Origin of the sequence: Paenibacillus sp. PvR098 (assembly GCF_017833255.1) — a bacterium.
Taxonomy (GTDB): domain Bacteria; phylum Bacillota; class Bacilli; order Paenibacillales; family NBRC-103111; genus Paenibacillus_G.
In genome coordinates this window covers 766459-779733 of record NZ_JAFIBU010000001.1, presented here as the reverse complement: position 1 = coordinate 779733, position 13275 = coordinate 766459, and the positions used below count along the sequence as shown (strand labels likewise).

At 53.3% G+C, this 13275-nt stretch carries 9 protein-coding genes; all 9 read right to left on the bottom strand.

Going from position 1 to position 13275, the window contains the following annotated elements:
• Positions 1-34: 34 nt before the first annotated feature.
• A complete protein-coding gene (locus JOE45_RS03840; RefSeq protein WP_210021444.1) occupies positions 35-235 on the bottom strand; it encodes a hypothetical protein in 201 nt (66 codons plus the stop codon).
• A gap of 37 nt (positions 236-272) precedes the next feature.
• A complete protein-coding gene (locus JOE45_RS03835; protein ID WP_210021445.1) occupies positions 273-1604 on the bottom strand; it encodes a phenylacetate--CoA ligase family protein in 1332 nt (443 codons plus the stop codon).
• 18 nt (positions 1605-1622) lie between these two features.
• Positions 1623-2531, bottom strand: coding sequence for a uroporphyrinogen decarboxylase/cobalamine-independent methonine synthase family protein (locus JOE45_RS03830; RefSeq protein ID WP_210021446.1), 909 nt, complete (start codon positions 2529-2531; stop codon positions 1623-1625).
• An 18-nt stretch (positions 2532-2549) separates the two neighbouring features.
• On the bottom strand, positions 2550-4607 hold the full coding sequence (locus JOE45_RS03825; protein WP_210021447.1) for a hydantoinase B/oxoprolinase family protein: 2058 nt from the start codon (positions 4605-4607) through the stop codon (positions 2550-2552).
• Positions 4608-4621: 14 nt separating this feature from the next.
• On the bottom strand, positions 4622-6811 hold the full coding sequence (locus tag JOE45_RS03820) for a hydantoinase/oxoprolinase family protein (protein ID WP_210021448.1): 2190 nt from the start codon (positions 6809-6811) through the stop codon (positions 4622-4624).
• Complete coding sequence (locus tag JOE45_RS03815) at positions 6808-7179, bottom strand: acetone carboxylase subunit gamma (RefSeq protein ID WP_210021449.1); 372 nt, start codon at positions 7177-7179, stop codon at positions 6808-6810. Before JOE45_RS03815 ends, JOE45_RS03820 begins: the two co-directional genes overlap by 4 nt.
• A 3-nt stretch (positions 7180-7182) precedes the next feature.
• The gene (locus JOE45_RS03810; RefSeq protein WP_210021450.1) at positions 7183-9147 is read right to left on the bottom strand and encodes a hydantoinase/oxoprolinase family protein; all 1965 of its coding nucleotides are present in this window, start codon (positions 9145-9147) and stop codon (positions 7183-7185) included.
• 290 nt (positions 9148-9437) lie between these two features.
• Positions 9438-11228, bottom strand: coding sequence for a PucR family transcriptional regulator (locus JOE45_RS03805; RefSeq protein WP_210021451.1), 1791 nt, complete (start codon positions 11226-11228; stop codon positions 9438-9440).
• Positions 11194-13254 (bottom strand): hydantoinase B/oxoprolinase family protein, encoded by a 2061-nt coding sequence (locus JOE45_RS03800; protein WP_210021452.1) that lies wholly within the window; start codon positions 13252-13254, stop codon positions 11194-11196. Before JOE45_RS03800 ends, JOE45_RS03805 begins: the two co-directional genes overlap by 35 nt.
• Positions 13255-13275: the final 21 nt, after the last annotated feature.

Sequence of the window (13275 nt, the reverse complement as noted above, 5' to 3'; positions counted from 1 at the left end):
AGCCGATGACACGGACAACGTCTTGCGCCACTGCTCAAAAGTAAGATCCGCGAAGTCGATGAAGGGATAGGCAAGTACCGCCGACCGCTTCAATGGCCTTCTTCGTTTCCTTCGAGTCATTAAGGTCTACAGCAACTACCGTGGCTCCCACCTCAGCATGTCCTACCGAGATTGAGTGACCGAAGCCTCTCGCCGCTCCGGTCACCACGTCGATTTTCCCTTTGTGCGTTGTCATGTACGCACACCCCTCTTCATGAGTTTGTTCTAGGCCATTACTGCGAAGAAACTTTCGGACGCTCGACAAGATTGCGTTTCATTCCGCCCTTCGCAGCCAACGCACCTTTATCCACCCATTCGATATTGGCTCGGAACACTAGCTTCTGGCGGACTGCGAGCTCTATGTCGTGTTTTAACGCTTCCAAATCTCCCACATCGGGTTCGTGCTCCACCTGAATTCGTACAGGAGGTTGTACGTTCGGGCCCGCTCCGTCCGTAAATATCCGTATTTCCCCAGTGGTTCTTGGACGGAAGGAGGAAACGACATCCGCTACCGCGGACGGATATACATTTACGCCTTGTATAATCAGCATGTCGTCCGCCCGGCCCACGCAGCGAATCCGCATCCCCGTTCTGCCGCAATCACACGTTCCGTCGCCCACCACTTCCACAAGATCCCCTATCTTAAAACGCATCAACGGAGTACACTCGCGGTGAATGGCTGTATACAGCAGTTCACCGACAACACCCTTTTTCACCTCGATCACATCTCCAGTGACCGGATCGAGCAGCTCCGGAATGATATAACCTTGACCGAAGAAATGCATGCCGTCTTGGCATTCACATTCGCTCCAGATGACAGTACAGAAGTCTGCCGTTCCCATACAGTCGTATACCTTCGCGCCCCACGTTTCTTGAATTTGGCGTCGGACATCGGGCAAGCCGGCCCCCGGCTCTCCACCCAGACCGATGTTCTTGAGCCCCAAGGATCGAGGATCCATGCCGAGCTCATCCTGGGCAAGCTGTGCCAAATAAGTAATAAACGAAGGCGTAGAGATTGCGAAGTCGGCGCCTGTTGTTTGCAGCACGCCGAGCGTTCGCGCCGGTTCGTTGTTTCCGCTCGGAAGCACCGCCGCTCCGAGATGCTGCAGGCCTTCATAGAAACTTAAACCTGCGATCCACCAACCGAACGTCAGCGGCACCCAAGCCCGGTGTTCGGGTCGGCAGCCCATAGCCCACATGCAGCGAGCGACCAGATCCCGCCACATCTCTCGGTCTCGCGTTGACGCACCAACAAGCGTTGGCCTTCCTGTTGTGCCCGAGCTCGCGTGAATGCGTCCTATTTGTCTCCAATCGACGCACGCATGACCGCCAAGCGGAGGATATAACTCCTGACTCAGCCGAACCTCTTGCTTCGTCGTAACGGGAAGCTTGGAAAGATCGGAAAGCTGGAATTTTTCCGGATCGATTCCCTTAAACTTCTCTTGATACAACGGAGAATGCTTCAACACCCAAGAAAGCTGCTGACGCAATCTGCTCTCCTCTAGTGAATGAAGCGAACCTGGTACGCTTGTTTCCATGTCTGGAGCCCAATAGGTCCGATCCATCGGTTCACACCCCCTTGATTATGGATTGATCAGCATTTTCCATTGGTCGATGCTTGTTTGAAAATCACGTGCTGTCACCCTCCCAAACCAATCCGATTCGCTAGTAAGAAGCAGACAACCAGGTTCCTGGGCAAACGCGCGAAGTGAAGCCGCCTTATCGAGAGTTAACATGTCGTCACCCACTATTGCCCCATACGTACCCGCGGATTTCAGCGCAGCCGAAAGCTCCGGAGAACGGAGCGGATCGATGCAAGGGATGACGCTTCCGCCAGCATCAAGCACCGTATCGAGCCATCGATCGGCGGAACCTGCTAGATGTAGCGCGGGAACGGATTGATAAAATCGAATCGTCCCCCAGATCGGCGCCGTTAAGGCGAGGTATTCGTCAGTATCTAGCGGAGGGTGTTCACCATCCTCCTTCAACCAGATCAAATCTGCGCCGCTTTCGCACGCCACGCGAGCCATCCGAAGTACGAAATCAGCAGCATCGTCCAACCCGACGTCTCCGGCGTCCGAAATCCGTTGTGGCCCTTGAAGCGCCACGGCCACCGCCGCTTTGTCCCCGAGCATCTGCTTCAACCGCTTGACCGTCTCAACCAGCACAGGCATCCGTCCCCTAAAGGCGAGGGCGATATCGCCCTCGAACGGATAGGAGTTCGGACGTGGCGGATATACCGACCAGTCCAGCTTCGCCCCTAACGCTTCCCACTCGATGTTCGATCCCGATTCCGGAACGACCACGTCTAGCCCCAACGCTCGCTGCAAATCGCGCAGTGTGTTGGCCATCTTAGTCGAATTGTTCAAAAATTCCTTAGGCGAGAGACTTGCCATTTCGCCGGCCGCCGCGCAAACGAGCGGAGCGAGGAGCTTTCGCCCCGCTCGTCCACCCGTCAGTACAGTGTTCAACAATTCTTTAGGAGAGGACATGAGTCAAGCGCCTCCTTCTTACATTCTCATCATCACGCCGGTCGATTGACCTTCCGGCCAGGAGCCGAAAGAGTGCAGGATATCGTCCGCAGGCTTTAACTTTTCCCATTCCTTAATGAACGCAGAGTACGGTTTTCCGCGGCCGCGGCGAGCGGCTTTCTCTTCGTTCCGGAGACGGTTGGTCGCTTCCACGTCGACCTTATGCGCCTTTTCGTCAAAGATGACCTTATACATTTCTGCGGCCGTTTCATTCGTGATGATTTGGTTGATAACGTCCTCCCCGACCGATTCCGGCTCCGCTTCAAGCGGATCCCCGTAGCCGGCGCCCCCTGCGGAGAAGCCGTACGCCATCACGTCACCTTCGTTGTAGGGGCGAGCGGATCGGCCGAAGAACTCAACCTCCCAGCTGCCTTCGATCCAACGCTCCGTCAGCGTTTCTCTCACTTCCAGATTCCGGCTCGTTCCTTCCTTCATCTTCTGCACGATATCCGCATTACGAATGCCGATGCCCGGTACCGTACAAGGTGCATATCCGCCAAACAAGCCTTGCGGCGTCTGTACCTTCGAGTTATCGGCAATCGCCATAAAGAATACTTGAGGTACCTGGTGTGCGACCCACATCTGAGCGGTACCTACGCCGCCGCGGTTTTTGCCGTGGCCGCAAGAATCTTTCCAATGCTGCGACAGCGGAATAAGCAGAGGGAATTCGTTCTCCATGAGCTCTACGTTCGGAGCACGGCCGAATGGGCACCATGGGAACCCGAACGCATTCATCCCTTTGAGCGCGGGACGACCTCCTTGACCCTCAGTGTTGATGGAGTAGGCGATCATGTCCGCGAACGGCAAGCCCCATTGTGACAAGCCAGCGATAACCATCGCGTTGCCGGCATTGGAGGACGAAGCCACAACCTTATTAGCATCCTGCGTGCAGAACATCATCTTGGCGAACGCGTTCGCGCTGGCGGACATGACGCCCGTACAGATCATGACCGCATTTGAGGTCGCCGCCTTCGGATCCGGATTCAGAATAGTTCCTTTCGGAATACGGAACTCGATTGGCTCAAATGTGGCGCTCGAGATCGGCAAGTCATAGAACACGTAGGAATAAATGTAGTTGGCCACGTGACCGACAACAGCCTGCACATGAGCATGATAGCTTGAATAGTTTTCCGGCGACGTCCCCGTGAAATCGTAGATCAGTTTATCGCCTTTCTTCTCGATCGTCAGAGCCGCGTTACGAATTAAGCCGTGCTTCACCCCTACCGCGTCGGAGAACGTGACGCAGCGGAATTTGCCGTCCGGCCAGGATGCCAAACGTTTCGTCGCACCTTCCTTCGCCACCTCAAGCATTTTCCGCAGCAGGCCAATCACGAATTCGGTACCTTCACGGTCCGCAAGCTCGATCAGGCGGGTACGTACCCGATCCGCGGACGTCGCCCGCGCCTTCAAGTCCGTCACCATCATCTGCGGCGCGCGAATGCCATATGCGGTGAACACTTCTATCCAGTCCTCGCGAAGCTCGTGATTCTCGCCGATCTTCACAGGCGGAAGACCAAGCCCTTCTTCAAAGCGCGAGGTCGCCGATACAGGCATACCCCCCGGCTCAATCGCGCCAGTCTCGGTCATATGACTCGCTGCTCCGGTCCAAGCGATCAGCTTGCCGTTGTGGAACACAGGCGTTATGCAGACCATGTCCGGGTTATGGATACCGCCATAGAGTGCGTCGTTCGCGAACCAGACGTCGCCGTCTTTAATACCCGGATTTTTACTGTAGTGCTTAATGATGTATTTGATGATAATCGGCTGAATGATAGCGTGAAGATAAGTGCCCGCCGCGGAGTTGACCAAGTCTCCGTTCGCGGTAAAGATCGCGAGCATGACGTCGCCGGACACCCCCATACTCGAACGTGAGGAACGCTGGAAAACTTCTAATGCTTCATCTACGATATCATTCGTTCGCTGATAGCCGATTTCGTAATCCCCTGGAGAGAGCGTCTCCATTGCCGCGATTTCTTCGGGCGTAGCGGGCTCCATTTTAATCATGGCTAGTTTCTGTTCCGGTGTAGGCATTGGCATATCGATTTGCCTCCTTATCCTTGATTGGCTGCCGTACCTGAAAGGGCCGGCACACGCTCTTCATCTAGTTCCATGATGCCAAGTCCGTATCGGTCAACGCTGTATTTTAGCCCCGGCGGAACGACGACGGTAGTATATTCGGACTCAATAATGGCCGGTCCGTTCACAACGTGACCCGGCTGCAGCTTCATCTGATCATATACCGGCGAATCCGCATGGTCTGACACCTCCGGCCAGTACATCAAGCGATGCTCTTTCAACGCGTTCTCCTTGCCTGCCGTTGCCGGAGGCAGCACCGGAAGATTGAACGGCTGGGAAGGTACGGCCGCCTTCAATACGAACGATTCGATGTACACGCCGCCCGACAGGTTGATGACGTGGGGGCTGAACGCTTCACTGAATTCTTTTTCAAACTGCTTATAGAACCTCCAGAGATCCTCGTCATTCGTAATATGGAGGCCCGGCGTCGACGTACGCTTAGAGTTGATTTGTCCGCCGTAGAGCATATCCAGCTCAAGCGTGAAGACAGCCTTATTCGTGTCGAGCCCTTCCGCCTCCAGCTCCTTCTTCCCCTGCTCGAGCAGAGAGTTCACCGTCGTATTGAATTCTTCAAAGTCAAGCGTCGGCTGCTCCGTCATCGGAGCGATGAACGGCATCTTTTTCGACGTCTCATACACGTGCATGATGTCCATGATCGACGATCCGAATGCGCAGAATACAGGGGAATACGGGAAAATGACGACCTTCGGAATCTCATCCTTATATCCCGCCGCATGCGTGGCGCCTCCTCCGCCCATCGCGAAGATCGCGAAGTCGTCCGGGCGATAGCCCCGCAGTACAACCTCTTTGCGGATCGCAGAAGCCATCTTCTCGTCAACGAGCCTCCGGATTAAGGACGCGGCTTCCATGACGGAGAGACCTAGCGGTTCCGCAATCTTCTTGCGGATCGCCCGCTCCGCAGCCGCCTTGTTCAGCTTCATGCGGCCACCGAAGTAATAGTCCGGATTCAGGTAGCCGAGTACCAGGTCCGCATCGGTCACTGTTGGTTCGGTGCCCCCGAGGTTGTAACAAACAGGCCCCGGATATGAACCTGCAGATTGCGGTCCCACTTCCAGACGGTTGCCCAGCTGCTTATTTATCCAGGCAATCGAACCGCCGCCTGCGCCGATCGAGATCGACTGCAGCATGTTCGCGCTGACCATCCACCGATCGACGACCGGATTAAACTCATAGTTTCGAACGCTGGATTCCATTACGAGTCCGATGTCGAAGCTTGTGCCGCCAACGTCGGCCGTGACCGCGTTCTTGATGCCAATTTTGTCCGCAACGAACTGCGCCCCAACGAGACCGGATACCGGGCCGCCGTTGTATGTCTTGCTCGCCGTCGTCTTGAAGACGTCCGCGCAGCCGCCGGTGTTATGCACCATCATGAACGGTCCGCGGTACCCTTTCTCCCGCAGCTTATCCCAAGTGCCGGACAGCTCGATCTGCATGGATCGCTGAAGGTACGCATCGAGTATCGCGGTATTTGTTCGCTCATATTCGCCCAATCGGCTCACGACTCCGTGTGACAAAATGACCGGCAAATAGCCGACGTGGTACTCGCGGTACTCCTCGCGAATGATTTCCTTGATCCGCTTCTCGTGTGACGGATTGACAAACGACCACAAAAGCGATACGACGAAAGCGCGCGCCCCGCGATCGACGAGCGTCCGGACCTTACGGCGGACGTCCTCTTCATCCAGCGGTCGGATGACCTTACCCTTCGCATCGATCCGCTCCTTCACCCCGACGATCATTTCACGATCAACGATCGGCTTCGGCTTCTGTTGAATCGGCAGGTTGCGCCGTTCCGCGAGGCGCGTGCCGTCGATCCACTGTGCGCCGCGTCCAATGTGGACCGCATCCTCATGACCCTCGGTCGTGATTAAACCAAGACGCGGACCCTTCCGCTCGATGAGACGGTTCATGGCTACGGTCGTCGAATACCGAACGATATCGAAATTCGGGAGAATTTGATCTGCCGTCTTATGGAAATGTTTCGCCCCTTCTTCGATCGCCTGGATGAAGCAAACTGAAAGATCGTAGGGGGTCGTCGGCACTTTGCGAAATATTTGCGTACCTTCATAGGTCAGGACCATATCGGTAAACGTACCGCCTACATCAACGTCAATCGTATTGCGAGCTGAGCTTGGTTCCGTCATATCTTGCTCACCAGCCTTTTTTCGTGAATTTCCAATTCGCCTTCCTGAAGACGCTGCTTCAAGCTGTCGATATCGATCTCGATATCATGGGTGATCGGGTGTCCCGGTGGTAAATATTCCGTCTCTACCTGTGCACCGCAGCCCGGGCAATAAAACTCCAAAATGCGCATCCAGTTCGGATCCGGGGAGAACGTATACTCTCCCTCGATAACCTCCTTGTGAATCTCCCTAGGATCCCGGTTATAGACCAGTAGCCCTTCCTTGTAATTTTTGCGGGCTGAGATCAGAGCGTGCTTACATCGATTGCAGTGCCACATCTCTGAATCGAGATCAATCTCCAAATATTCGGTAATGATCAATCGCTTCATGGATTACGCGCCTCCTTTGGTGAACACGGCGTTGCCGTATTCGTCGATCTGGACACCCCAGCCCGGGATGACCACACATGAAACGGTTTCGGACTCCAAACAAGCGGGACCTGTGAACGAACTTCCCCGCTGCAGTTGTTCCCAATCGTAAATCGGCGCATGATCGGCCTGCTTCGGCCACAGCATCGTCCGGCGCTGTTCCGTTTTTGCCTGCTGTGCGCTCGTATCCGTGCGCTGTAGCTCAAACTTCGATACCGGGGACACTCCTTTGATCGAGACGCGTTCGAGCGTCGAGCCCGAATGGCTTGCGACAATTTCTATGAATCCTCCGTTTAGCGCCTTCTCGATGGGAAGCTGAACGACCTCGGATTCGTCATTGTTTTTTGCAATGATGAATTCAACGCTCAATTCCGCATCCGCCGCCGACAAGCCCTCACCTTCCAAATCGCGGAGCACGCGTTCTTGGCCGGCTGCAACGAGCTTATGCACGTCTTGAACCGAAGTCTTGCTCAGCGGCTGGTATGGCCATTCCTCGTGAATGTGGCAAATGTCGGATACCGATGAACCGAAAGCAGAAAGCACAGGACCGAGACCGAATACGTAAGCGTTCTTCAGATTCAGCTTGTCGGCCACGCCAGAGGCGAAGTTGGAGCCGTTGCCGCCGAATGAGAACAAGCTGAAGCCTTCCGATGTATAACCGTATTCCTTGAGTGTTTCATTGCAGCAGTCCGTCACCAGCTCCATCGCTTTCTCGACAATCGCTTGAGCTGCTGCTTCAACGCTGATGTTGAGCGGACCGGCGACCTGCTCTTGAATCGCACGGCGCGCTTGCTCCATCTGAAGCTGCCGACGTCCGCCTAAGAAACGATCCGGATTCATCGCACCGGAGACAAGGAATGCATCTGTAAGCGTTGCAGAGTCGCCCCCAAGGTTATAGCAAGCAGGTCCGGGGTAGGCGCCCATCGACTCTGGACCTAGAGTTACCTTACCGTCTTTCACACGGGCAATGGAACCTCCGCCGAGAGCGATGGAACGAAGCAAAACCCACGGCGTTTTCAGTGGAATACCGAACAAATCACCATTGGGAACCGTGATCACTTCCCCGTTAAGGATCAATCCGATCTTGGCCGTCGTACCGCCTACATCAACAGACAATACCTTATTCAAGCCGTATCGTTTGGCAAAATAAGACGCTGCGTGAAGTCCGAATACCGGACCGGATTCGGTTGTGTCCACGCCCTTCGTCTTTGCAACACGTGCGACCCCACCATTCACGTGACCGATATAAACCGGCTTGCGATATTTGTGCTGAAGAAGAAGTTCATCCTCCGCTTTAAACAAGGCTACTGCGAGCGGAGTATGAACATACGAATTGATCAGGGACAGATGGGTTCTCGTCTGGCTGTCCGGGTGGTGCAGAATATCGCTTCCTAACAAGACAGGCACAGCACCCAAATAGTGGTCGGGGAACTGTTCATCCACGAGCTTCTTAATACGCCGTTCTATTGACGGATTGTCGAAGGCTCCCTTCAGGCTGACACAAATGCGCCGAACGCCCTGCTCCAGAAGCGCTCTTACTTTGCGAAGTACTTCTTCTTCCGAAATCGGTTCGCTGATTTGTGTGATGTTCTCCGGTGACAATACTTTGTTAATCGCCGGGCTTACTCCATTACCGTACAGATCCGTTCCATGGCCGTCGCTGATCAGGAGACCAAGCTTCGGTCCTTTCCCTTCAGCAAGTACATTCGTTGCGATCGTACTTGACCAACGAATAACTTTCACGTCAGCAAAAAAGTCAGTCAGGCTCTCGTAACCAAGACGATTGGCACCCTCTCGAATGCACTCAAAAAAACAAACGGTAAAATCATGTGGAGTCGTGTCCACTTTCGTTGCGATAACCTGCTGGCCGTCGCTGAATAGACCATCTGTCAACGTTCCGCCGATGTCGATATCGACTGTATAACGCATACTGCACCTCCCGTAAGCGATTTATTGTATACGCTTACATCCTATCTTTTGGCACATCTTCTTCATAGATATCTTGAGGTACAATTACCGTTGTCTTTGAGGTATAAACTTCTTTGAAATGAAAACAACCCTCCCCGAGATCTTACTGAGAAGTTTAGCTGTTTTCAAGGACAAAAAAAGGCCAGCCGAATTTTCTGACTGACCTAATAATACGAAAGACCGTCCAATCAACGTGGAACGGCCATTAATCTTTTCAATGGTTTTTGGTTTAACCTCGACCCCTTAATCGCCTACAAATCCAATATCTCCATCGCGCGCAGTGCGAAATCCAGCTTGAACCGTTCGTCCGGGTGGCTTAAGTCGGCATCCAGTAATTGCGAAATTCGTTTTAGCCTATATTTCACTGTATTGATATGAACGAAACAAAGCTCCGCCGCCTGTTGAATGCTTCCGCCGGTTCGAAGATAGTGCATTAATGTGGACATCAATTCGTCGGATTGTTTCTTTTCGACGCGCAAGAGCGGTCCCATCGCTTTATGAATGGTATCCTCTAATGATGCTCGATCCGTGGTTAACAACAACCGATAAACGCCAAGGCTCTCGTAATGAACGACCGTATTGTGCTTTCCCCACTTCCGTGAGAGCGCCAAGCTTCGGCGAACTTCGGTGAAAGCGCTTCGTAGATCCTCCATATCCCGAAAGGAGCGGCTTACCCCCAGCAAGATCGGAATATCATTCGCACGGAGACGATCGTAAATCGCCTTGGACACCGCCTTCTCCTCCGCATCGAAATCAAGAAGAACGACAATCGTTTCGGCATATACTCCCGAATAAAATGCACAGTTCATTCCGCCTACAGCACTCTCAACCAGCGATCTCAGTTCACTCATGCTTCTGTCTGTCTTCTCCGGTTCAATGATGATGATTTTGTTCATCTTTTGGATGTCGCAGCCCTGCAGCCGAGCCTGCTCCAAGACCGATTCAGTACTGGAGTACTGTCCCGCGAGAAAGGCTTCCAGGAAGGACGGCCGTTGTTGCAGTGTTTGTTCGAATTGGTAGAAATAGGCGAGTGTCAGGGCTACTCCTGCCATTTGAATCGTATGGGCAGTCTCTTTCGGTAATGGCGGAAGTACGCCCCTCCACAACAGGTAACACCATACACTCGCTCCGCTCTGCAAAGCCGCCAACCAATAAAGCTCCCTCGTACCGCTCGATGAGCTTTCTAACGTAACGGGTACCGTATCTCCCGACTGCACCCGCCGAATCGCATGCTGAAAAGAGGGACGATCGGCGAAAGACGGGTCTAATCGACGCTCCTCCAACGACCGGATCCAAGCCGTCTCTAAGGGCACGGGCGGCGTGTACGACGCCAATAATCGCAGATCTTTATCCAGTAGAAGGATCGGCTCTTTCAAGAGCTCGCCAAGCTTTCCGACAATGGGATCAAAGCCATCCACAACTGCATTGATATCTGCGAATTGTTTTTGAAGCGTGAAAAGCCGATCATATTTGCGCTTAAGCTCTGCCGTTTCATTGCGGGATTCTTGCAGGAGGTTAACCAACTGCCTTTCGCGTTGGTACAGCCAACAACGTTTGGCCGCCAGGTACAATTGGGCCGATAGATCTTCAAGCATCTCTCGCTGTAATGCCGGCTTAGACTCTTCATAAAACAGACCGATGATTCCGGTCAATTCTCCATGCCGATTGACGGGGATGGTCACGCATGCTCGAATGCCAAGGAGAAAGCCCGAAGCCAATTCCCTAGCAACCTCTTTCGCTTCGTATTCCGTACATTCCCACTTCCCTCGCTCCAACCAACGACGTATATCTGATGCAGCATGTTCCGAAAGAGGACCTTCGCAATGAAATATCGTTTTCCCCGTGGGTTCTCGAAAAATAATCGCAACGCAGGGGGTGCTGCAGATACCAGAAATGACCTGTACTGCGTCCTTTAATAACTCCGATAACACCGTTTGACGGCTCCATTGTTCTCCCAACGAATCATATGAATAGGCGAGCATGGTTTCTTCCCCTCCCATCGGCGTATCACATGCGGATAACGTCTCGGTTCGGTGAAGCATCCGGCCAATTCCCATAGTAACGCAGTAACTCCTCCGACGGCCGAAGCTTCTCCCAATCACGCATAAAACTGCGGTAAGGTAATCCCTTATGACAACGACGAGCCCTTGCTTCTCTTCGCCGCTCCGTCGTCCGTTCGTCATTCAGTTCAAATGTATGTGAGTGGTACGATACCAGATACACTTGATCCGCAACCCATTCGGAAATGACGCCTTGCTTGATATCGGCCAACACGCTGTGAGCATCTCGCTCTAAAACATCTCCATAACCAGGTCCGCCGGAGGAAAATTCAACGAAGATATCTCCCCGTTTCAGAAGTTGAACGGGACGATAATGCGTAGTAAAAATGTATTCGCCTGAAAGACTTCGGTTCATAATCAGATCGTGGATGTCGTGCAGGATCTCCCGATCGCCTTTCTGCCATCGAGCGAATAAATCGGTATTTCGAATAACAATCCCCGGGATCACACGCGGAGGGTAGCCACCAAACAGTCCTTGTGTGGTGTGAAGGCGCGAATTTTTGGAAATTGACATTTGTGCCAAGTGCTCTACATGATGCGGCGTAACCGCCATTTGCGTTCCTGATCCGCCTCTATGTCGACCAAAACCGCAGCTGTCGCGCGCCAGCTTCTGCGTAATGCATATAATGGGATAATCGTGCTCCTCATCCTCTACATTGGATGCCCTGCCCGAGGGGCACCAAGGAAAACCCATCGCATCGACTCCGTCGGATTCCGCCTTCCCGCCGCCGCCTTCCGTGTTAAGCGGATACGCCAGCATATCGGAGAAAGGTACGTTCCACTGGCTCAAGCCAGAAATAACATAACCGGAACCTGTATTTCCCATGGCTGCGCTTACTAGATCCCGTTGGGGACTATCGAACATCATCTTGCTAAAGCAGTTCGGCAAAAGTGACATAACCGCGCTGCCGATCATGACGGAATTCGAAGTAGCTGCCTCTGAACTCGGAGACAACGCCGTTCCAGGCGCAAATTCAAATTCGCAGGAGGCCAGCGTCCCCGACGATCTCGGCAGGTCGCAAAACGGCCAACCGAATAAATAAATGGCGGCATGCGCCGCCGTAGCATGCGGAAAAGCATGATACGAGCCTTCATGCTCAGGAGAAGTACCGCTGAAGTCGAAGACGAGACGGTCTTCGGACTTTGTTAACGTAAGCGACACGCGCTGCAAGCCCTCTTCTAAGCCAATACTGTCGGTAAACGTCACCGCTCGATATATTCCGTCGTTCCATCCTCGAATCCGCGCTCTTGCGCTGGTCTCCGCTTCGACCAATACTTTCCGGAATAATCCGGTTAAAAAAACGGCTCCTTTGGCCTGAACCAGCTCCTGAACCCGAATTCTCACTCGATCGCAGGCGCTTACCCGTGCCCTTAACTCGATCATGAAGGTGCGAGGCGATCGCGATACATAATTCTCCATCATCTGAAGCAAATCCGTCCGCAATTGATAACGCTCCCCAATCCGGAAAGGCGCCATCTTCATACCTTCGTCAAATCGGCTGCGAGCTCTAACGGGCATGCCGCCGGGTTCTGTCGCCCCTGTTTCTCCCGTATGCGCGGTCGCTCCGGTCCAGGCTACCAACGTACCATTATGAAATATAGGCATCATAACGATTTGATCCGCATTGTGTACGGCCCCGTATAAAGGATCATTGCAGAAATAGAAGTCCCCTTCCCGAACGGCCATTCCTTGGCTGTGGCGCAATATGCGCATGATATATTTAATCGGAAACACGGAGCTTACCACATGCAAATAACTTCCTACGTTACATGCGACCAAATCCCCCTCCGGCGTGAACAACGCAACACCGACATCCCCGGCCATGGCTAAGTCGGAGATCCCGCATCGCACAAACATATCCATGGCTTCCGATAGGATCAGATTTAATTTTTGCTTATAGACGGCGTAGTCCACATCGTCAATCCGTTCAGAGCAATTGATTTCGTAATCCGACGGAATTTCAGGCTTCAACCATCCCAATAACTCTCCTTGATCGACGAAGGTCATCCGTTTTCCCCCTATGCAATA

Bases quoted from the DNA above. Each gene is read 5' to 3' on its own strand.
- JOE45_RS03840 (WP_210021444.1), bottom strand. From the start codon at position 235: ATGACAACGCACAAAGGGAAAATCGACGTGGTGACCGGAGCGGCGAGA.
- JOE45_RS03835 (WP_210021445.1), bottom strand. From the start codon at position 1,604: ATGGATCGGACCTATTGGGCTCCAGACATGGAAACAAGCGTACCAGGT.
- JOE45_RS03830 (WP_210021446.1), bottom strand. From the start codon at position 2,531: ATGTCCTCTCCTAAAGAATTGTTGAACACTGTACTGACGGGTGGACGA.
- JOE45_RS03825 (WP_210021447.1), bottom strand. From the start codon at position 4,607: ATGCCAATGCCTACACCGGAACAGAAACTAGCCATGATTAAAATGGAG.
- JOE45_RS03820 (WP_210021448.1), bottom strand. From the start codon at position 6,811: ATGACGGAACCAAGCTCAGCTCGCAATACGATTGACGTTGATGTAGGC.
- JOE45_RS03815 (WP_210021449.1), bottom strand. From the start codon at position 7,179: ATGAAGCGATTGATCATTACCGAATATTTGGAGATTGATCTCGATTCA.
- JOE45_RS03810 (WP_210021450.1), bottom strand. From the start codon at position 9,147: ATGCGTTATACAGTCGATATCGACATCGGCGGAACGTTGACAGATGGT.
- JOE45_RS03805 (WP_210021451.1), bottom strand. From the start codon at position 11,228: ATGCTTCACCGAACCGAGACGTTATCCGCATGTGATACGCCGATGGGA.
- JOE45_RS03800 (WP_210021452.1), bottom strand. From the start codon at position 13,254: ATGACCTTCGTCGATCAAGGAGAGTTATTGGGATGGTTGAAGCCTGAA.